Source organism: Pseudomonas sp. S1(2024) (assembly GCF_046557535.1).
Window position 1 is genome coordinate 1 of record NZ_JBKGFP010000032.1, and the last position, 21888, is coordinate 21888.

Consider the following 21888-nt stretch of genomic DNA (forward strand, 5'->3'; position numbering starts at 1 on the left):
CCCGCCAAAACAAAGTCCCCCCCCGAAAAAAAAATGCGCCCCCCTGTAGGAGCGGCCTTGTGTCGCGATGGGCCGCAAAGCGGCCCCAAACATTTCAGCCCTTCGATGCACCGATCCTGTGCCCGATGCACCTCACTAAGGCACAAATCCCCTCAAAAAACGGCCAATTCACCCTGAAAGCCCAGATTCACGGGCTTTTCAAAACTGGCACGCCCCCTGCAATAAACAATACATATCCAGTTTCGGGGGCCCTGGTACAGGCAGGCCGGGTGAACCCCTCTTTTATTCGCAACATCGCCAGTTTTGGGGACCTCGGTACAGGCAGGCCGGGCCATCCCCTCTTTATACGCAGTACCCCTTTCGGGGACCCTGGTACAGGCAGGCCGGGATATCCCCTCTTTTATTCGTGCAGTTTCACCTGCAACCGCCAGCGCCCAGCGTCCTCTGCACCGGCCCACTCGCCGTGCAGGGGGCGCGCGGCCACCACCGTCAGCAACAGCCCTTCCTTGCTATTCTGCACCCGCCAACTCACAGGCTTGCCCTGCAGGCTCAGTTGCCCTTGCCGGGCCTTGCCTTGGGCCTGGAACAACAGTGCTACGGTTCCGTCCACATTCTCGCCATGCAGCTGAGGCTCTTCGTTGAACCACAGCTCCAGGCCATCCTGCACCACCTCCACCTGCTGCAACTCGCGCTCGTCGGGTGTAGTCAGGCGGCCGATCATCAACCCTACCATCAAGCCGACGATCGCCAGCGACAGCATCACCCGCGGGAACGCCTTCGAACGCACGTCCGGTTCGGGGGTAGAATGCCCGTCATCTTCACGCTTGGAGCCGTGCATGTTTCACGTCATCCTTTTTCAACCAGAAATTCCGCCGAATACCGGCAACATCATTCGTCTCTGCGCCAACAGCGGCTGCGACCTGCACCTGATCGAGCCCATCAGCTTCGAACTGGACGACAAGCGCCTGCGGCGCGCGGGGCTGGATTACCACGAGTATGCCACGCTCAAGCGCCACGAGAGCCTGGCCGGATGCCTGGAAAGCCTGGGCAACCCACGGCTGTTCGCCTTCACCACCAAGGGCTCGCACCCGTTCCACGAAGTGGCTTACCAGCCGGGTGATGCCTTCCTGTTCGGGCCAGAAAGCCGCGGCCTGCCGGCCGAAGTACTAGACAGCCTGCCGGCCGAACAACGCCTGCGCCTGCCGATGCGGCCGGGGTGCCGCAGCCTGAATCTGTCCAATACCGTGGCTGTGACGGTGTATGAGGCGTGGCGGCAGAATGGGTTTGCCGGCGATAGGGCCGGAACAGGCCAACAAAAAAGGCGACCGAAGTCGCCCTTTTTCAAATGCAGCTATTACTGCACAGTTGGCGCTTCGCCGGCTTCCTGCATGCGCTGCATTTCTTGCGCGTATAGGGCGTCGAAGTTGACCGGCGAGAGCATCAGGGCCGGGAACGAACCGCGGGTCACCAGGCTGTCCAGGGTCTCGCGGGCGTACGGGAAGAGGATGTTCGGGCAGAACGCACCCAGGGTGTGGCTCATCGAAGCCGCGTCCAGGTTCTTGATCAGGAAGATACCGGCCTGCTGCACTTCAGCGATGAAGGCCACTTCGTCACCGTTCTTGACGGTAACCGACAGGGTCAGTACCACCTCGTGGAAGTCGCCTTCCAGGGCTTTCTGCTTGGTGTTCAGGTCCAGGGCAACGCTCGGCTCCCAGGTCTGGCGGAAGATCTGCGGGCTTTTCGGGGCTTCGAACGACAGGTCGCGCACATAGATGCGCTGCATGGAGAACTGAGGGCTGTTGTCTTCTGCAGCAGCGCCGTTGGTCTGTTGGTCAGTCATGGCAGATCCTTATCCTAATGTTTTTGAATGCAGTGCAAATCAGGCCGCCAGCAGCGCGTCGAGCTTGCCGGCGCGCTCCAGGGCATAAAGGTCATCGCATCCACCGACGTGGGTGCTGCCGATCCAGATCTGCGGCACAGATGTACGGCCGGCCTTCTGGCTCATCTCGGCACGAACCTGTGGCTTGCCGTCGACCTTGATTTCCTCGAAGGCCACGCCCTTGCTCTCGAGCAGGTACTTGGCGCGCATGCAGTAGGGGCAGTAGTCGCTGGAATAGACGATGACGGGCTTCATATCACTTCACCAGGGGCAGGTTATCGGCTTTCCAGCTGGAAACGCCACCGCTCAGTTTGGCGGCGTTGTAACCAGCCTTGAGCAGCTCGCGGCAGATGGTGCCGGACTGCTGGCCCATCGAGTCGACGACGATCAGGGTCTTCTCTTTGTGCTTGTCCAGCTCGCTCATGCGGTTGACCAGCTTGTCCTGCGGGATGTTCACCGCACCGACGATGTGACCGGCGGAGTATTCCTTGGTCGGGCGAATGTCGATAACCAGGGCTTTCTCGGCATTGACCAGGGCAGTCAGCTGGCCGTTGCTCAGGCTCTGGCCGCCGCGACGAATTTCGTTGACCAGCAGCGCGACCAGCAAAACAACGAAGATCGCCACCAGGATGTAGTGGTTTGTCGCAAATTGAATCAGGTTAGCAACCATCTGGGGTGTTCCACGCGATTGAAAATGCCGGCCAGTATACACAGGCCCTTATTGCCACCAAAGCCCGACGGGCCGGCCGGAAAGGTACCTTCATGTTGCCACATTGGCCACGCTGGTCAGGGAACAGGACGAATATTCGCCGCCGGTGGCGCATTTGCCCTAAAATGCGTGTCTTTATCATCTTTGAACAACCGTGAGTTTGATTGATGACGAGTACGCCCAAACCCCTGGTCCTGATCATCCTGGATGGCTTCGGCCACAGCGAAAGCCCCGAATACAACGCCATCTACGCCGCCAACACACCGGTCTATGACCGCCTGCGCGCCAGCCAGCCGCATGGCCTCATTTCCGGCTCGGGCATGGATGTCGGCCTGCCGGACGGGCAGATGGGCAACTCCGAAGTCGGTCACATGAACCTCGGCGCCGGCCGCGTGGTGTACCAGGACTTCACCCGAGTGACCAAGGCCATCCGCGACGGCGAGTTCTTCGAGAACCCGGTTCTGACCGGTGCCGTGGACAAGGCAGCCAGTGCCGGCAAGGCCGTGCACATCCTCGGCCTGCTGTCGGACGGCGGCGTACACAGCCACCAGGACCACCTGGTAGCCATGGCCGAACTGGCTGCGCAGCGCGGTGCGGAAAAGATCTACCTGCACGCCTTCCTCGATGGTCGCGACACGCCACCACGCAGCGCGCAGTCGTCCATCGAGCTGCTCGACGCCACCTTCGCCAAGCTGGGCAAGGGCCGCATCGCCAGCCTGATCGGTCGCTACTACGCCATGGACCGCGACAACCGCTGGGACCGCGTCAGCGCCGCCTACAACCTGATCGTCGACAGCGCTGCCGAATACACCGCCGACACCGCCTTGGCCGGCCTGGAAGCGGCCTACGCCCGCGACGAGAGCGACGAGTTCGTCAAGGCCACGCGCATTGGTGAAGCCGTCAAGGTCGAAGACGGCGATGCGGTGATCTTCATGAACTTCCGCGCCGACCGCGCTCGCGAACTGTCGCGCGTGTTCGTCGAAGCCGACTTCAACGAATTCCCGCGTGCCCGCCTGCCAAAACTGGCCGCCTACATCGGCCTCACTCAGTACTCGGCGAAAATCCCGGCCCCCGCCGCCTTCGCCCCGGCCAGCCTGAACAACGTGCTGGGCGAGTACCTGGCGAAGAACGGCAAAACCCAGCTGCGCATCGCCGAGACCGAGAAGTACGCCCACGTCACCTTCTTCTTCTCCGGTGGCCGCGAAGAGCCGTTCGAAGGCGAAGAACGCATCCTGATCCCGTCACCGAAGGTCGCCACCTACGACCTGCAGCCGGAAATGAGCGCACCGGAAGTTACCGACCGCATCGTCGAGGCCATCGAGCAGCAGCGTTATGACGTGATCGTGGTCAACTACGCCAACGGTGACATGGTCGGCCATACCGGCGTGTTCGAGGCTGCGGTGAAAGCCGTCGAGGCCTTGGATGGCTGCGTCGGGCGCATCGTCGAAGCTCTGGACAAGGTCGGCGGCGAAGCGCTGATCACCGCCGACCATGGCAACGTCGAGCAAATGGAAGACGAGTGCACCGGCCAGGCGCACACCGCGCATACCACCGAGCCGGTACCGTTCATCTATGTGGGCAAGCGCAACGTCAAGGTGCGTGACGGCGGTGTGCTAGCCGATGTGGCGCCGACCATGCTGAAGCTGCTGGGGCTGGAAAAGCCGGTGGAAATGACCGGCACCTCGATTCTGGTCGACGCCTGATTCTGAGTATGGGGCCGCGTCGCGGCCCAATCGCCGGCAAGCCAGCTCCCACAAGTACTGCACAGTTTCAAGGCCTGTGGTGATCCTGTGGGAGCTGGCTTGCCGGCGATTGGGCTGCAAAGCAGCCCCTTTGCACATGAATTCCAGACAAACGCCCCTCTGCACCCGCAGCGAGGCGTTTTTTTTGCCCGCCCGCGCGGGCATACTAGGCCAGTCTCCATCCTTGGTACGCCAAACCCCATGCTTCGCGCCCTGATCCTCCTAGCCCTGTCTTGCCTGCTCAGCCCGGCCTTTGCCGATGAGCGTGCGCAGACCCAGCAGCAACTGGACGCCACCCGCCAGGACATTGCCGAGCTCAAGAAGACGCTGGGCAAGCTCCAGGAAGAAAAGGCCGGTGTGCAAAAGGACCTCAAAGCCACCGAGACCGATATCGGCAACCTCGAAAAGCAGGTGGAGGCCCTGCAGCAAGAACTAAAAAAGACCGAGGGCGAGCTGGAGCGCCTTGATACCGAGAAAAAAAAACTCCAGAGCGCCCGCGTTGAACAACAGCGACTGATCGCCATCCAGGCCCGTTCGGCCTACCAGAACGGCCGCGAGGAATACCTCAAGCTGCTGCTCAACCAGCAGAACCCCGAGAAGTTTGCCCGCACCCTCACCTACTACGACTACCTGAGCAAGGCGCGCCTGGAGCAACTGCGCACCTTCAACGAGACCCTGCGCCAACTGGCCAACGTCGAACAGGAAATCGCTACCCAGCAGCAACAGCTGCTGGCCCAGCGCGCCGACCTCGACAGCCGCCGCCAGGCCCTGGAAACCGAGCGTGGCAAGCGCCAGCAGGTGCTGGCCAAGCTCAACAGCGACATGAAGGACCGCGACCAGAAGCTGCAATCGCGCGAGCAGGATCAGGCCGACCTGTCCAAGGTACTCAAGACCATCGAAGAAACCCTCGCCCGCCAGGCCCGCGAGGCCGAAGAAGCGCGCAAGAAGGCCTTGCTGGCCCAGCAGGAAGCGGAAAAGCGCCGCCAGCAGGAAGCCCTCGCTGCCGCTGCCGCTCGCGAACAGGCCCGCGAACCGGTGGAGCCACCGAAAAAGGCCCGCACCACCCTGGGCCCGCTGGTTTCCAGCGACGGCGCGAACTACGGCGGCGCATTTTCTGCCGCACGGGGAAAACTTCCCTGGCCAGTCAATGGTCGATTGCTGGCACGTTTCGGTGATGCCCGCGGCAGCGATGCCCGTGCCAAGTGGGACGGGGTGATGATCAGCGCCAACCCGGGCACCCAGGTACGTGCCGTGCACGGCGGGCGCGTGGTGTTCGCCGACTGGTTGCGCGGTGCCGGGCTTCTGGTCATTCTCGACCATGGCAACGGTTACCTGAGCCTGTACGGCCATAACCAGAGCCTGCTCAAGAGCGCCGGTGATATCGTCAAGGCCGGCGAGGCCATTTCCACCGTTGGCGACAGCGGCGGCCAGGACGCTGCCGGCTTGTACTTCGCCATCCGCCAGCAGGGCCGGCCTACCGACCCTTCGCAGTGGTGCCGGGGCTAGTCAAATTTCTACGGGGTAGCCCACGGGCTGCGCCGATGCTCCCCAGGGAGCGCTTACAGGATCAGGAGTTCGTTCGACATGCTGCACTCGCCTCGTCTCACCCAGCTGGCCCTGTCCATCGCCCTGGCGGTCGGCGCGCCCCTGGCCACTGCCGCGGAGCCGGCCAAGCCGGCCGCAGTACCGGCCACCGAGGTGACCGCCAAGGCGCCACTGCCGCTTGAAGAGCTGCGCACCTTCGCCGAGGTCATGGACCGTATCAAGGCGGCCTATGTGGAACCGGTGGACGACAAGACCCTGCTGGAAAATGCCATCAAGGGCATGCTCAGCAACCTCGACCCGCACTCGGCTTACCTCGGCCCCGAGGACTTCCAGGAACTGCAGGAAAGCACCAGCGGCGAGTTCGGCGGGCTGGGCATCGAAGTAGGCCAGGAAGACGGCTTCATCAAGGTGGTCTCGCCGATCGACGACACCCCGGCCTCGCGTGCCGGCGTGCAGGCCGGCGACCTGATCGTCAAGATCAACGGCGCCCCGACCCGTGGCCAGACCATGACCGAAGCGGTCGACAAGATGCGTGGCAAGGTGGGCGAGAAAATCACCCTGACCTTGGTGCGTGACGGCGGCACCCCCTTCGACGTGACCCTGGCCCGCGCGGTCATCCAGGTCAAGAGCGTGAAGAGCCAGCTGCTGGAGAACGACTACGGCTACATCCGCATTACCCAGTTCCAGGTCAAGACCGGCGACGAAGTAGGCAAGGCCCTGGCCAAACTGCGCAAGGACAACGGCAAGAAGCTGCGCGGCGTGGTGCTGGACCTGCGCAACAACCCGGGCGGCGTGCTGCAGTCGGCGGTGGAAGTGGCCGACCACTTCCTGACCAAGGGCCTGATCGTCTACACCAAGGGCCGTATCGCCAACTCCGAGCTGCGCTTCTCTGCCGACCCGGCCGACGCCAGCGACGGCGTGCCACTGGTGGTGCTGATCAACGGCGGCAGTGCCTCGGCCTCGGAAATTGTCGCCGGCGCCCTGCAAGACCAGAAACGCGCCGTGCTGATGGGCACCGACAGCTTCGGCAAAGGCTCGGTGCAGACCGTGCTGCCACTGGCCAACGATCGTGCGCTGAAGCTCACCACCGCGCTGTACTTCACCCCCAACGGCCGCTCGATCCAGGCCCAGGGCATCGTCCCCGATATCGAAGTGCGCCCGGCCAAGCTCACCGCCGAAGCCGACACCGACAACTTCAAGGAAGCCGACCTGCAGGGCCACCTGGGCAACGGCAACGGCGGTGCCGACCGCCCGACCGGCAGCGGCAAGCGCAAGGAGCGCCCGCAGGATGACGACTTCCAGCTGAGCCAGGCTCTGAGCCTGCTCAAAGGCCTGAACATCACCAAGGGCGACTGATCCACCCTATGCGTTATCTGCTGTGTCTGCTGTTCTGCCTGATGGCTGGGGTCGCACAAGCGGCGCCAGCCGGCAAGGCCTACATGAGCATCATCATCGACGACCTCGGCCAGAGCAGCGAGCGCGACAGCCGCACCTTGGCCCTGCCCGGCCCTGTGACCATGGCGATCATGCCCGACACCCCGCATGCCACCGACTTTGCCCGCCAGGCGCACAAGGCTGGCAAGACGGTGATCCTGCACATGCCCATGGACCCAGCCACCGGCCCTTACGCCTGGCACCCTGGCACGCCGATCGATGAACTGGCCAAACGCTTTGACGCAGCCCTGGCCAAGGTTCCGTATGCCGCCGGCATCAACAACCACATGGGCAGCCGCATGACAGCACAGCGTGAGCCCATGGCCTGGTTGATGGGTGAGCTGCAGCAACGTCACCTGTTCTTCGTCGACAGCCGTACCAGCGCCGCCACCGTGGCAGCGGCCGAAGCCCAGGCGCAGGGGCTGGCGCATGTTTCTCGGGATGTATTCCTCGATGATGTGCGCACCGCTGAAGCGATTACCGGGCAGTTGCAGCAGGGCATCGCCCTGGCGCACAAGCAGGGCTCGGCGGTGCTGATCGGGCACCCTTATCCACAGACCCTGGAAGTACTGGAGCGGGAGTTGCCATGGTTAAGGAGCAAGGGCATCGAGCTGATCAGGCTCAAGCAGATGATCGCCGTGCGCAGCAATCAGGCGATGCCGGGGCATGGCCGGAATGGCCGCTACAGCAATCGCTGATATTGCTGTCGACCCGGCCGCTCTCATAGAACTGCACATAACTCATTGAATTAGCAGGGACCCTGTGGGAGCGGGCGTGCCCGCGAACACCGGCGAAGCCGGTGCCATACACCGCGTCGTCTGCTTCGCGGCGATTCGACGCCTCGACACGCCCGCTCCCACAAGGGACGGTGACACGCTCGCGAACATTGTTCCCTGTGCGACAGCACAACCCAAAGGGCTGGGAAATCTCCCACAGAGACCACATTGGCCCCAGGTCAAAAAAAACCCGCTCATGCGAGCGGGTTTTCTTTTGCCTCAACAGCGATCAGCTGTACACACGCCCCAGCAACTGCCGATGGCTTTCAAACTGGTCCAGTACATCACGCACGATCTGCTCTGGCGCAAAGCCCATCAGGTCGTACTCCTGGCTGCCATCGTGCAGGTACACCTCGGCGCGGTAGAAGCGCTGGCGCACTTCCGGCTCACCTTCCACCGGCGCTTCGCTCGGCGCGGCCAGGTAGCCATCCAGGCTCACTTCATAGACGAACGGGTTGCCCTCTTCCATCATCACCCGCAGGCCCATCATGTTGCGGGACTGGCCAACGCGCGTTTCCACCTCGAAGCCCAAGCTTTGCAGCTGCGCGGCGGCTTCTTTCAGCGCCGGGCTGACCTGCTTGTCCATGAAGCGCTGTACAACGGCCTGGGTCGGCTGCAGTTCCAGCTGGGTCAGGCGCTCGCTGAAGCCACGACGGCCACGCGCGGCCAGCTCGGCACGCTCCTGCTCCACCACCACGTCCTGCTTCATGGCCTTGTACAGGCCGAACATGAACAGCACCAGCACCACCGAGAACGGCAGGCCAGCCAGTACGACCATGGTCTGCATGGCCTCGAAGTTACCGGCGAACAGCAGGCCGATGGTGACCAGGGTGATTACCACCGACCAGAACACCACCATCCAGTGCGGGGCGTCTTCGTCGACCTTGCCACCTTTGCACGACAGGTTGGCCATCATCACCGCGCCGGAGTCGGCCGGGGTGAGGAACAGCACGAAGCCGACGAACACCGCTACACCGATGACGATCTTGGCCGCCGGGAAGTATTCCAGCAGCTGGTAGATCGACATCGACGGCTGTTCAAGGGCGGTCTTGCCCAGTTCCACGGCGCCTTGGTTGATCACCAGGTCCAGCGCGGTGTTGCCGAAGATCGACAGCCAGGCCAGGGTGAAGCCCAACGGGATCAGCAACACGCCGCAGACCAGCTGGCGCACGGTGCGACCCTTGGAGATACGGGCAATGAACATGCCGACGAACGGGCCCCAGGAAATCCACCAGGCCCAGTAGAACACGGTCCACAGGCCCAGCCAGCGTTCGGACTTGCCAGCTTCGCCTTCATATACGTAGAGGTCGAAGGTTTTCAGCACGATGCCGTTGAGGTAGTCACCGATGTTCTGCACGAAGCCGTTAAGCAAGTGCAGGGTTTCGCCGCCCAGCAGGACGAAGATCAGCAAGCCGCTGAACAGCACGATGTTGAGGTTGGACAGACGGCGAATGCCGTTTTCCACACCCGAGACCGCCGCCACGGTGGCGACGCCGGCCATGACCAGGATCACCACCAGCAGGTTGGTCTTGCTGTGGTCCATGCCGAACAGGTATTCCAGCCCGGAGGCCACCTGCATCGAGCCGATGCCCAGGTTGGTCACCAGGCCCAGCAGGGTTACGAACATGCCGAAGATGTCCACGGCATTGCCCGCAGCACCCTTGACCCAACGCTCACCGACCAGCGGGTACAGCGCCGAGCGCAGGGCCAGTGGCTGATTGTGGCGGTAGGCGAAGTAACCCACGGCCAGGCCGACCAGGGCGTAGATCGCCCAGCCGTGCAAACCCCAGTGCAGGAAGGTCAGCTGCAGGCCCTGACGCGCTGCGTCGAGGCTGGCAGAAGTGCCTTCCGGTGGGTTGAAGTAGTGGTCCAGCGGCTCGGAGGCGCCGAAGTACAACAGCGAAATGCCGATACCGGAGGAGAACAGCATGCCGGCCCAGGCGCCATAGCTGAAGTCGGGCTGGTCATCCTTGCCGCCAAGCTTGAGCTTGCCGTAGTCGGAGAAGGCCAGGTAGATGACGAACAGCAGATAACCGCCGATTACCAGCATGTAATACCAGCCGAAGGTGCGCGTCAGCCATTTCTGGGCCACGCCCAGCACTTGGCCGGCGGTTTCGGGTACAGCGATAAGCAAGGCAGTCAAAACGAGAATCATCAGCGCGGAGGTGAAGAACACCACGCGGTTGACCCGTACCCTCTCGGCCGGAGGGTTGGTAAGTGAGGCAGAACTCATTGCACGAATGCTCCGGGCAGTGCGGCTGTGGAGGCTAATCAGTCTTTCCCGAGCAATTGGTGGAATATCCCCACTGCATCAGGTGTTATAAAAGCACCCTTGGAAACCGTGATCCCGAATCGATACGTTGCAAAAAACAGACAGGTGGCCTGCTGCAAATGCCACGCCTCAGCTGAGGTGCGCGCATTGGTCACAGATCACCCCGCCCGCTCCAAGGGCCCGCCGCAGGGTCCATGACCGCACGGCAGAATCTGCATTTCGCATCGCTCATGCCCGTCAACGCCTTGTATTCAGGGGGTTACGCGATTTCCTGGGGTGTCAATCCGTGCCTTCTCGACCGCCTTAAAAACTGTCAATGGCACAAATTGTCGCAGAGCTTATTCTTTATTGATTGAACGTTCAATCAAAACAAAATAGACTGGCCTTCGCCGAGTCAGCCGCCCGTCGTCTGCTCGCAGGCCTGAGGAGAACGCAAGATGCCCAAGGTCGGTATGCAACCCATCCGCCGCCAGCAGTTGATCGAAGCCACGTTGCAGGCGGTCGATCAGGTCGGACTGGGTGACGCCAGCATTGCGCTGATTGCCCGTTTGGCCGGTGTGTCGAACGGCATCATCAGTCACTACTTTCGGGACAAGAACGGCCTGATAGCAGCGACGATGGGTTACATCATGAACATGCTCAACGAAGGTGTTAGAGCACGTCGCCAGGCCCTGACGGACGACAGCCCGCGCGCCCACCTGAAAGTGATCATCGAGGGCAACTTCGATGCCAGCCAGGTAAACGGCCCGGCGATGAAAACCTGGTTGGCCTTCTGGGCTTCCAGCATGCACCAGCCCGATTTGCACAGGTTGCAGCGGATCAACGACCACCGCTTGTATTCCAACCTGTGCTGCCAGTTCCGCCGCGCGCTTCCGCTCTACCATGCGCGCAAGGCAGCCCGCGGCCTGGCAGCTTTGATCGACGGCTTGTGGCTGCGTGGCGCCCTGTCGGGTGATGCATTCGACACCGACCAGGCGATACGGATTGCTTACGAATACATGGATCTACAACTGGCTAAACAGCACACCCTGGGTACAAACGACCAGGCCGCTGAACAACCGCGCACGGCCCTTGCCAACCCAGCAGGAGCGTGACGCGCAAGCCAAACCACACACTGCACTTGCGAGGACACTATGGCCCGTTTCGGAACGCAAAAACTCTACATTGATGGCGCTTACGTCGACGCTGGCAGCGATGCCACCTTCGAAGCCATCAACCCGGCTACCGGCGAAGTCCTCGCCCACGTGCAACGTGCCACCGAGGCTGACGTCGAGAAGGCCGTCGAAAGCGCCGAGCGAGGCCAGAAGGTCTGGGCCGCGATGACCGCCATGCAGCGTTCGCGCATCCTGCGCCGCGCCGTCGAGATCCTGCGCGAGCGCAACGACGAGCTGGCCATGCTGGAAACTCTGGACACCGGCAAGTCGTACTCGGAAACCCGCTACGTCGACATCGTCACCGGCGCCGACGTGCTGGAGTACTACGCAGGCCTAATTCCGGCCATCGAAGGCGAGCAGATCCCGCTGCGTGAATCGTCCTTCGTCTACACCCGCCGCGAGCCGCTGGGCGTGACCGCCGGTATCGGCGCCTGGAACTACCCGATCCAGATCGCCCTGTGGAAATCCGCTCCGGCCCTGGCCGCCGGCAACGCGATGATCTTCAAGCCATCGGAAGTCACCTCGCTGACCACCCTGAAACTGGCCGAGATCTACACCGAAGCCGGCTTGCCGAACGGCGTGTTCAACGTCCTGACCGGCAGCGGCCGTGAAGTCGGCACCTGGCTGACCGAACACCCACGCATCGAAAAAGTCTCCTTCACCGGCGGCACCACCACCGGCAAGAAAGTCATGGCCAGCGCCTCGAGCTCGTCGCTCAAGGAAGTCACCATGGAGCTGGGCGGCAAGTCGCCACTGATCATCTGCGCCGACGCCGACCTGGACAAGGCCGCCGACATCGCCATGATGGCCAACTTCTACAGCTCGGGCCAGGTTTGCACCAACGGCACCCGCGTGTTCATCCCGGCTGATATGAAAGCTGCCTTCGAGGCCAAGATCGTCGAGCGCGTTGCCCGCATCCGCGCTGGCAACCCGGAAGACGAAAACACCAACTTCGGCCCGCTGGTCAGCTTCCAGCACATGGAAAGCGTGCTTGGCTACATCGCCAAGGGCAAGGAAGAAGGCGCACGCGTGCTGTGCGGTGGCGAGCGTCTGACCGCCGGTGATTTCGCCAAGGGTGCATTCGTGGCCCCGACCGTGTTCACCGACTGCACCGACGACATGACCATCGTCAAGGAAGAGATCTTCGGCCCGGTGATGAGCATCCTCACCTACGAAACCGAAGAAGAAGTCATCCGTCGCGCCAACGACACCGAGTACGGCCTGGCCGCCGGTGTCTGCACCAACGACATCACCCGCGCTCACCGCATCATCCACAAGCTGGAAGCCGGTATCTGCTGGATCAACGCCTGGGGCGAATCGCCGGCCGAAATGCCGGTCGGTGGCTACAAGCAGTCGGGCGTCGGCCGTGAGAACGGCGTCAGCTCGCTGGCTCAATACACCCGCATCAAGTCGGTCCAGGTCGAGCTGGGCGGCTACAACTCGGTCTTCTAAGGCCCTGTCCAGCCACGCCCGTGCCTCAGCGCACGGGCGTTCCTGCTCCCTGAACACCGCCAACACGAGGGTACTTTCATGTCCCAAGAATTCGATTACATCATCGTCGGTGCCGGTTCGGCCGGTAACACCCTGGCTACCCGCCTGACCGAAGACGCAGGCGTCACCGTATTGCTGCTGGAAGCCGGTGGCCCCGACTACCGCTTCGACTTCCGCACCCAGATGCCAGCAGCCCTGGCCTTCCCGCTGCAGGGCCGCCGCTACAACTGGGCCTACGAGACCGATCCGGAGCCGTACATGGACGGCCGCCGCATGGAATGCGGTCGCGGCAAAGGCCTGGGTGGCTCGTCGCTGATCAACGGCATGTGCTACATCCGCGGTAATGCCCTGGACTTCGATGGCTGGGCAGAACTGCCAGGCCTGGAAGACTGGACCTATCTGGACTGCCTGCCGTACTTCCGCAAGGCCGAAACCCGCGACATCGGCCCGAACGACTACCACGGTGGCGAAGGCCCGGTCAGCGTGACCACGCCGAAAGCCGGCAACAACCCGCTATTCCACGCCATGGTCGAAGCCGGCGTGCAGGCCGGTTACCCGCGCACCGAAGACCTGAATGGCTACCAGCAGGAAGGCTTCGGCCCGATGGACCGTACGGTGACCAAGAACGGCCGCCGCTCCAGCACCGCCCGTGGCTATCTGGACCAGGCCAAGAAGCGCCCGAACCTGACCATCGTCACCCACGCCCTGACTGACCGCGTGCTGTTCGACGGCAAGCGCGCCATCGGCGTGACCTACCTGGTCGGTGACAGCGAAGAGCGCGTTGAAGCCCGTGCCCGCAAGGAAGTCATCGTCAGCTCCGGCGCCATCGCTTCGCCGCAGCTGTTGCAGCGCTCCGGCGTTGGTCCGCGCGCCCTGCTGGAAAGCCTCGACATCCCGGTGGTGCACGATCTGCCAGGCGTTGGCGAAAACCTGCAGGACCACCTGGAGCTGTACCTGCAGTACGCCTGCACCCAGCCGGTGTCGCTGTACCCGTCGTTGCTGTGGTGGAACCAGCCGGCCATCGGTGCCGAGTGGATGTTCAACGGCACCGGCATCGGCGCCAGCAACCAGTTCGAGGCCGGTGGTTTCATTCGTACCCGCCCTGAATTCAAATGGCCGAACATTCAATACCACTTCCTGCCAGTGGCCATTAACTACAACGGCTCCAATGGCGTGAAGGAACACGGCTTCCAGGCACACATGGGTTCCATGCGCTCGCCTGCCCGCGGCCGCATCCAGGCCAAGTCGAAGGACCCGCGCCAACACCCGAGCATTCTGTTCAACTACATGTCCACCGAGCAGGACTGGCAGGAATTCCGTGACGGCATCCGCCTGACCCGTGAAATCATGGCCCAGCCGGCACTGGACCCGTACCGTGGCCGTGAGATCAGCCCCGGCGCGCACGTGCAGACCGATGAAGAGCTGGACAAGTTCATCCGCGAGCACGCCGAAACCGCCTTCCACCCGTCCTGCTCGTGCAAGATGGGCACCGACGACATGGCGGTGGTCGACGGCGAAGGCCGCGTGCATGGCATGAAGGGCCTGCGTGTGGTCGATGCGTCGATCATGCCGCTGATCATCACCGGTAACCTCAACGCCACCACGATCATGATCGCCGAGAAAATCTCGGACAAGATCCGTGGCCGCAAGCCGCTGCCGCGCAGCACTGCCAAGTACTACGTGGCGGGCGATGCACCGGTGAAGGGCAAGCCGATGCGTGAAATCAAGCAGGCGTAAACTGCACCGGCCCTTTCGCGGGCATGCCCGCTCCCACAGGACTCTCACAGAACTTGAGATTTGTGGGTTGCCTGTGGGGGTGGGAGGGTACGCAGAAAAGACAACCCAAATTCACCTGTGGGAGCGGGCGCGCCCGCGAAGAGGCCCACCCAGGCAACACCCGAAAAGGCACCCACCGCGGTGCCTTTTTTTCATCTGCAGAAACGCTTTACAGCCTGCCAATTCATCAGGTTAGAATCATTTGGCACGCGACCTGCTAGCGTCATGCTATCAAGTCCCCTCCCCCGCGGTCCCCGGAGTACCTGCCTTTGGATGCAAGCACCATCAACAGCCTGTTCCTGATCGGCGCATTGCTGGTGGGCGCAAGTATCCTGGTCAGTTCGCTGTCGTCGCGCCTGGGCATCCCTATCCTGGTCATCATCCTTGCGGTCGGCATGATCGCCGGCGTCGATGGTGGCGGCATCATCTTCAACAACTATCCGACCGCCTACCTGGTGGGCAACCTGGCTCTGGCCGTGATCCTGCTCGACGGTGGCCTGCGCACACGGGTGGCGAGCTTCCGCGTGGCGCTGTGGCCGGCGCTGTCGCTGGCCACCATCGGCGTAATGATCACCACCGCCCTCACGGGCCTGGTCGCCGCCTGGCTGTTCGACCTGAGCCTGATCCAGGGCCTGCTCATCGGCGCCATCGTCGGTTCCACCGACGCTGCGGCGGTGTTCTCGCTGCTCGGTGGCAAAGGCCTGAACGAGCGGGTCACGGCCACCCTGGAGATCGAGTCGGGTAGCAACGACCCGATGGCAGTTTTCCTCACCGTCACCCTGATCGACATGATCGCCAGCGGCCAGACCGGCCTGCACTGGAGCCTGCTCACCCACCTGCTGCGCGAATTCGGCATCGGCGGGCTGGTGGGCCTGGGCGGCGGCTGGCTGATGCTGCAACTGGTCAACCGCATCAAGCTGGCTGGCGGCCTGTACCCAATCCTGGTGATCGCTGGCGGCCTGGTGGTGTTCTCGCTGACCAACGCCCTGCACGGCAGCGGATTCCTTGCCGTGTACCTGTGCGGCCTGGTGCTGGGCAACAAGCCCATCCGCAGCCGCCACGGCATCCTGCACATGCTCGACGGCATGGCGTGGCTGGCGCAGATCGGCATGTTCCTGGTGCTGGGGCTGCTGGTCACGCCCCATGACCTGCTGCCCATCGCCCTGCCGGCGCTGGGACTGGCGCTGTGGATGATCCTGGTAGCGCGCCCGCTGTCGGTGGTCGCCAGCCTGTTGCCGTTCAAGGCCTTCCACGGCCGTGAAAAGGCCTTCATTTCCTGGGTCGGCCTGCGCGGTGCGGTACCGATCATCCTCGCGGTGTTCCCGCTGATGGCCGGCCTGCCGGACGCCCAGCTGTTCTTCAACCTGGCCTTCTTCATCGTGCTGGTGTCGCTGCTGGTGCAAGGCACCAGCCTGCCGTGGATGGCCAAGCTGCTGAAAGTGACGGTACCGCCAGACCCGGCGCCGATCTCCCGTTCGGCGCTGGAAGTGCACATCACCAGCGAGTGGGAAATGTTCGTCTACCGCCTGGGTGCCGAAAAATGGTGCATCGGCGCCGCCCTGCGCGAGCTGAAGATGCCCGAAGGCACGCGAATCGCCGCGCTGTTCCGGGGCGAGCAACTGCTGCACCCGTCCGGCAGTACGGTACTGGAAGTAGGCGACATGCTCTGCGTGATCGGCCACGAGCACAACCTGCCGGCCCTGGGCAAGCTGTTCAGCCAGGCACCACAACGTGGCCTCGACCTGCGTTTCTTCGGCGACTTCGTGCTCGAAGGCGATGCCGAACTGGGTGCGGTGGCAGCGTTGTACGGCCTGAAACTCGACGGCCTGGACGCGAAAATGCCACTGGCCCAGTTCATCCGACAGAAGGTCGGAGGCGCTCCAGTAGTAGGTGACCAGGTCGAATGGCATGGCACGATCTGGACCGTGGCCACCATGGACGGGAACAAGATTCAGAAAGTAGGCGTCAGATTCCCCGAAGGAACGCGACCCGGACCAGGATTGTTCCTCTAAACTTCGTTTCTGCCGGATCCACAAGTAGTCTGCCTATGTCCCTGCGCGTGTACCTCCGCACAGCCCTGTTCGGGCTGTGCCTGTCTCTCTCGTTCGCCGCTGGCGCGGCCGAGCTTCCCACCACGACTAGCATCCAGAGCAGCCTGAACAAGATTTCCCAGCCCAAGGGTGCCGAGGCCGACCCCAAGGCTGCGCAACAGACACCGGAGCAGAAGGCCCAGCAACAGGTGCTGGAACAGACCCTGGCACTGCTGCTCAGCAAGGAAGACAGCGAAAAGAAGCTTGAGGCACTCAAGCAGCAATTGGCTGGCGCGCCCAAGGAAACCGCCGACAGCCAGCGCGAGCTGATCAAGCTCAAGGCCAGCAAGCCCCTGCCGGTGGCCCAACGCTACGCCACCCTGAACGTGCCACAGCTGGAGCAGATGCTCAGCGAGCGCAGTACGCAACAAGGCGAACTGCAAAAGGCACTGTCGGATGCCAACAGCCTGATCATCAACTCGCAGACCCGCCCAGAGCGGGCTCAGGCAGAAATCAGCAACAACCAGACACGTACCCAGCAGATCAACCTCAGCCTCAAGAGCGGCAAGGAGAACGGCAAGCCACTCAACAGCGACCAACGCAACAAGCTCAATGCCGAGCTGGCGTCGCTCAATGCCCTGACCTCGTTGCGTCGCCAGGAACTGGCCGGCAACGGCCTGCTGCAGGACCTGGGCAATGCCCGTCACGACCTGCTGATCGAGCGCGCCACACGAATGGAGCAGGAAATCCAGGACCTGCAATCGCTGATCAACGAAAAGCGCCTGGCCCAGTCGCAGCAGGCGGTCACCCAGCAATCGATCGAAGCGCAGAAAGCCGGCGGCAGCACCCTGCTGGCCAACGAAAGCGCTGCCAACCTGAAACTGTCCGACTACCTGCTCAAGAGCACCGACCGCCTCAACGAGCTGACCCAGCAGAACCTGCGCAGCAAGCAGCAGCTAGACAGCCTGACCCAGGCCGACCAGGCCCTCGACGAACAGATCAGCGTGCTCAAGGGCAGCCTGCTGCTGTCCAAGATCCTCTACAAGCAGAAGCAGGCCCTGCCGCACCTGAAAGTCGACCGCGACCTGGCTGACCAGATCGCCGATATCCGTCTTTACCAGTTCGAGGTGAACCAGCAACGCGAGCAGATGAGCAGCCCCGCCGCGTACGTCGACAACCTGCTGCTTGGCCAGCCACAGGAGCAGGTTACCCCTCAGCTGCGCAAGGCGCTGCTGGAGGTGATGATTACCCGCGTCGACCTGCTCGAACGCCTCAGCCGGGAGCTGTCGGCACTGCTCAACGAATCGATCACCTTGCAGCTCAACCAGAAGCAGCTGCTCGGCACCGCCCAGGGCTTGCGCACCACGCTCGAAGAGCAGATGTTCTGGATTCCCAGCAACAAGCCACTGGACTGGGAATGGCTGAGCCTGGTGCCGGCACGCTTTGCCGACCAGGTAGCCAGCCTGCCCTGGGGTTCGGGCCTCAAGGAACTGGCCGATGGGCTGGGCCAGCGCCCGCTGCTGTTCCTGCCCTTGCTGCTGGTGATCGGCGGCCTGCTGTGGCGGCGCAAATACCTGTACCAACGGCTGGGCAAGGTGCACCAGGACATCGGCCACTTCCGCCGTGACAGCCAGTGGCACACGCCCCAGGCGATCTTCATCAACATCCTGCTGGCAATGCCGGTCAGCCTGGGCCTGGCCCTGTGCAGCTACGCCCTGCAGATCGACGCCCGCGGGCAGAATGCCAACCTCGGCGCCGCCCTCTGGCAACTGGCCCAGGCCTGGCTGGTGTTCTACACCGCCTACCGCATCCTCGCCCCGGGCGGCGTGGCGGAAATCCACTTCCGCTGGCACAAGCCGCAGGTCGAGTTCCTGCGCGGCTGGGTGCGGCGCCTGGGCACCGTGGTACTGGCACTGGTCGGTGTGGTGGCGGTGGCCGAACATCAGCCTTCGGCGCTGGCCGATGATGTGCTAGGTATCGGCGTGGTACTGACCTGCTACGCACTGATGGCCTGGCTGCTCAGCCGCCTGCTGCTCAGCAGCCCGGCACACCGCGACACCTCGCTGTTCCGCAAGGCCGTTGGCGTGGCCTTCACCGCCCTGCCCATCGCCCTGTTCGTGGCCGTGTGCTTCGGCTACTACTACACCGCGCTGAAACTTACCGACCGGCTGATCTACACCCTGTACCTGCTGCTGTTCTGGCTGGTGATCGAAGCCGCGTTCGTGCGTGGCCTGTCGGTGGCGGCACGGCGCCTGGCCTACCAGCGCGCGCTGAGCAAGCGGGCGGCGGCCAAGGAAGGGCTGGATGGCGAAGTCATCACAGAAGAACCAACGCTTGATATCGAACAGGTCAACCAGCAGTCGCTGCGCCTGATCCGCCTGGCCCTGCTCGGCGGCTTCATCGCCGGCCTGTACTGGGTGTGGTCGGACCTGATTTCGGTGTTCGCCTACCTCAACAATTTCACCCTGTACGAGTACTCCAGCGGCACCGGTGCCACCGCCAGCATGGTGCCGATCAGCCTGGGCGACTTCCTCGGTGCGCTGGTCATCATCGGCATCACCTTCGCCCTCGCACGGAACTTGCCCGGCCTGCTCGAAGTCCTGGTGCTGTCGCGGCTCAACCTGGCCCAGGGCAGTGCGTATGCCACTACAACCTTGCTGTCCTATGTCATCGTCGGCGTCGGTATCGTCAGCACCCTGTCGACCCTGGGGGTCAGCTGGGACAAGCTGCAATGGCTGGTGGCCGCGCTGTCGGTGGGCCTGGGCTTCGGTATGCAGGAGATCTTTGCCAACTTCATCTCCGGCATCATGATCCTGTTCGAGCGCCCGGTACGGATTGGCGACACCATCACCATCGGCAACCTGTCGGGCACGGTGAGCAAGATCCGCATCCGCGCCACCACCATCACCGACTTCGACCGCAAGGACATCATCGTCCCCAACAAGACCTTCATCACCGGCCAGCTGATCAACTGGTCGCTGACCGACACGGTCACCCGGGTAACGCTGAAGCTGGGCATCGACTATGGCTCCGACCTGGACCTGGTCCGCGACCTGCTGCTCAAGGGTGCCCACGAAAACCCGCGCGTGCTCAAGGACCCGGAGCCGATCGTGTACTTCCTCAACTTCGGTGAGAGCTCGCTGGACCACGAGCTGCGCATGCACGTACGCGACCTGGGCGACCGCAACCCGACGCTGGACGAGATCAACCGCTACATCAACCGCGAGTTCAAGGCCCACAACATCAAGATCTCGGTGCGCCAGGTCGAGGTGTTTCTGATGGATCCGAAGGGCGGCAAACAGCAGCTGATTCCGGTGGAGCAGCCGAAACCGGATGGCACTGCTTCGGCCTGAGTGGGCTCTAATACTTTATTCTGTGCAGAATCCCTGCGAGGGCTTCGCCCTCGATCGCCGGCAAGCCAGCTCCCACAGTGACCGTGCCGCACCCAAGCCCTGCACATCCCCTGTGGGAGCTGGCTTGCCGGCGATGGGCCGCAAAGCGGCCCCCCAGGTACCGACTTCCAGGAGCAGCCACTGAAAAACCTTCACCAACTCACCTTCGACAATCGCTTCGCCCGCCTGGGCGACGCGTTCTCCACCCAGGTCCTGCCCGAACCCATCGCAGACCCACGCCTGGTGGTAGCGAGCGAGTCGGCCATGGCGCTGCTCGACCTCGACCCAGCCCAGGCAGACCTGCCGGTTTTCGCCGAGCTGTTCAGCGGCCACAAGCTATGGGAAGAGGCCGACCCGCGGGCGATGGTCTATTCCGGCCATCAGTTCGGCTCCTACAACCCACGCCTGGGTGATGGCCGCGGCCTGCTGCTGGCCGAAGTGCTGAATGACCAGGGCGAGCACTGGGACCTGCACCTCAAGGGCGCCGGCCAGACGCCCTACTCGCGCATGGGCGACGGCCGCGCCGTGCTGCGTTCCTCGATCCGCGAGTTCCTCGCCTCCGAGGCCCTGCACGCCCTGGGCATTCCCAGCAGCCGGGCACTGTGCGTGATCGGCTCGAACACCCCGGTTTGGCGCGAAACCCGCGAAAGTGCGGCAATGCTCACCCGCCTGGCGCAAAGCCATGTGCGCTTCGGGCATTTCGAATACTTCTACTACACCAGGCAACCAGAACAGCAGCGGGTGCTGATCGACCATGTGCTGGAGCAGCACTATCCGGAATGCCGCGACGCCGAACAGCCCTACCTGGCCATGTTCCGCACCATCGTCGAACGCAATGCCGAACTGATCGCCCGCTGGCAAGCCTATGGTTTCTGCCACGGGGTAATGAACACCGACAACATGTCGATCCTCGGCATCACCTTCGACTTCGGCCCGTATGCCTTCCTCGACGACTTCGACGCCAACTTCATCTGCAACCACTCCGACGACCGTGGCCGCTACAGCTACGCCAACCAGGTACCGATCGCCCACTGGAACCTCAGTGCGCTGGCCCAGGCGCTGACCACGGTGATCGAAGTCGAACCGCTCAAGGAGACGCTGGGCCTGTTCCTGCCGCTGTACCAGGCACACTACCTGGACCTGATGCGCCGCCGCCTGGGCCTGACCACCGCTGAAGAAGACGACATGGCGTTGGTCGAGCGCCTGCTGCAGCGCATGCAGAGCGGTGGTGTGGACTACAGCCTGTTCTTCCGCAAGTTGGGCGATCAGCCCGTGGCCGAGGCGCTGAAGATGGTGCGTGACGATTTCATCGACCTGGCCGGTTTCGATGCCTGGGGGGCGGACTACCTGGCCCGCTGCGAGCGCGAAGCGGATAATGCCGAAGGGCGGCGTGAGCGCATGCATGCGGTGAACCCGCTGTATGTGCTGCGCAACTACCTGGCACAGAAAGCCATCGAAGCGGCCGAAGCGGGGGATTACAGTGAAGTGCGACGGCTGCATCAGGTGTTGAGCAAACCGTTCGAGGAGCAGGCCGGGATGCAGGGCTATGCCGAACGCCCGCCGGAATGGGGCAAGCACCTGGAAATCAGCTGCTCATCATGAATCCTGGGGCCGCTGCGCGGCCCATCGCGACACAAGGCCGCTCCTCCAAAAAGCAACGGGACACTCTCGGAGGGGGCCTTCTTTTT

Annotated in this window: 15 protein-coding genes and 1 pseudogene; 11 read left to right on the forward strand and 5 right to left on the reverse strand. The window is 63.0% G+C overall.

Features of this window, described 5'->3' with window-relative positions:
• Positions 1-400: 400 nt before the first annotated feature.
• Complete coding sequence (locus ACLCGK_RS09830) at positions 401-838, reverse strand: hypothetical protein (protein ID WP_015272117.1); 438 nt, start codon at positions 836-838, stop codon at positions 401-403.
• Here ACLCGK_RS09830 and trmL point away from each other — a divergent pair.
• Positions 837-1295: pseudogene (trmL, locus tag ACLCGK_RS09835) on the forward strand (tRNA (uridine(34)/cytosine(34)/5-carboxymethylaminomethyluridine(34)-2'-O)-methyltransferase TrmL); the annotation flags it as partial. The gene ACLCGK_RS09830 and the pseudogene trmL overlap by 2 nt on opposite strands.
• A gap of 59 nt (positions 1296-1354) precedes the next feature.
• On the opposite strand, the gene secB reads toward trmL, so the two are convergent.
• The 3 genes from secB to ACLCGK_RS09850 are packed head-to-tail and all read right to left on the reverse strand — an operon-like array spanning position 1355 to position 2549.
• Positions 1355-1840, reverse strand: a complete 486-nt coding sequence (gene secB, locus ACLCGK_RS09840) for a protein-export chaperone SecB (RefSeq protein WP_013974581.1) — start codon at positions 1838-1840, stop codon at positions 1355-1357.
• 39 nt (positions 1841-1879) lie between these two features.
• The gene (grxC, locus tag ACLCGK_RS09845) at positions 1880-2134 is read right to left on the reverse strand and encodes a glutaredoxin 3 (protein WP_003249204.1); all 255 of its coding nucleotides are present in this window, start codon (positions 2132-2134) and stop codon (positions 1880-1882) included.
• Position 2135: 1 nt separating this feature from the next.
• Complete coding sequence (locus ACLCGK_RS09850; RefSeq protein WP_003259887.1) at positions 2136-2549, reverse strand: rhodanese-like domain-containing protein; 414 nt, start codon at positions 2547-2549, stop codon at positions 2136-2138.
• A gap of 206 nt (positions 2550-2755) precedes the next feature.
• Between ACLCGK_RS09850 and gpmI the strand changes: the two genes are divergently transcribed.
• The 4 genes from gpmI (at position 2756) to ACLCGK_RS09870 (ending at position 8007) form a co-directional block, all read left to right on the forward strand.
• Positions 2756-4291 (forward strand): 2,3-bisphosphoglycerate-independent phosphoglycerate mutase, encoded by a 1536-nt coding sequence (gpmI, locus tag ACLCGK_RS09855; RefSeq protein ID WP_013974582.1) that lies wholly within the window; start codon positions 2756-2758, stop codon positions 4289-4291.
• Between the two features lie 240 nt (positions 4292-4531).
• On the forward strand, positions 4532-5836 hold the full coding sequence (locus ACLCGK_RS09860) for a murein hydrolase activator EnvC family protein (RefSeq protein WP_015272119.1): 1305 nt from the start codon (positions 4532-4534) through the stop codon (positions 5834-5836).
• Between the two features lie 78 nt (positions 5837-5914).
• Positions 5915-7231 carry a S41 family peptidase gene (locus ACLCGK_RS09865; RefSeq protein WP_015272120.1) on the forward strand — a complete coding sequence of 439 codons (1317 nt, stop codon included), beginning with the start codon at positions 5915-5917 and terminating at the stop codon, positions 7229-7231.
• Between the two features lie 8 nt (positions 7232-7239).
• Positions 7240-8007 carry a divergent polysaccharide deacetylase family protein gene (locus ACLCGK_RS09870; protein ID WP_410951904.1) on the forward strand — a complete coding sequence of 256 codons (768 nt, stop codon included), beginning with the start codon at positions 7240-7242 and terminating at the stop codon, positions 8005-8007.
• 307 nt (positions 8008-8314) lie between these two features.
• On the opposite strand, the gene ACLCGK_RS09875 is transcribed toward ACLCGK_RS09870, so the two are convergent.
• On the reverse strand, positions 8315-10261 hold the full coding sequence (locus ACLCGK_RS09875; protein WP_410951906.1) for a BCCT family transporter: 1947 nt from the start codon (positions 10259-10261) through the stop codon (positions 8315-8317).
• Between the two features lie 533 nt (positions 10262-10794).
• On the opposite strand from ACLCGK_RS09875, the gene betI reads away from it, so the two are divergent.
• The 6 genes from betI to selO all read left to right on the forward strand — a co-directional run bounded on the left by betI (position 10795) and on the right by selO (position 21802).
• Positions 10795-11451, forward strand: coding sequence for a transcriptional regulator BetI (gene betI, locus ACLCGK_RS09880; protein ID WP_003259891.1), 657 nt, complete (start codon positions 10795-10797; stop codon positions 11449-11451).
• Positions 11452-11490: 39 nt separating this feature from the next.
• Complete coding sequence (gene betB / locus ACLCGK_RS09885) at positions 11491-12963, forward strand: betaine-aldehyde dehydrogenase (RefSeq protein ID WP_410951905.1); 1473 nt, start codon at positions 11491-11493, stop codon at positions 12961-12963.
• Between the two features lie 78 nt (positions 12964-13041).
• The gene (gene betA, locus ACLCGK_RS09890) at positions 13042-14739 is read left to right on the forward strand and encodes a choline dehydrogenase (RefSeq protein ID WP_015272125.1); all 1698 of its coding nucleotides are present in this window, start codon (positions 13042-13044) and stop codon (positions 14737-14739) included.
• 308 nt (positions 14740-15047) lie between these two features.
• A complete protein-coding gene (locus ACLCGK_RS09895; protein WP_013974590.1) occupies positions 15048-16790 on the forward strand; it encodes a potassium/proton antiporter in 1743 nt (580 codons plus the stop codon).
• 35 nt (positions 16791-16825) lie between these two features.
• Positions 16826-20161 (forward strand): mechanosensitive channel MscK, encoded by a 3336-nt coding sequence (mscK, locus tag ACLCGK_RS09900; protein ID WP_013974591.1) that lies wholly within the window; start codon positions 16826-16828, stop codon positions 20159-20161.
• Positions 20162-20341: 180 nt separating this feature from the next.
• The gene (gene selO / locus ACLCGK_RS09905; RefSeq protein WP_410951907.1) at positions 20342-21802 is read left to right on the forward strand and encodes a protein adenylyltransferase SelO; all 1461 of its coding nucleotides are present in this window, start codon (positions 20342-20344) and stop codon (positions 21800-21802) included.
• Positions 21803-21888: the final 86 nt, after the last annotated feature.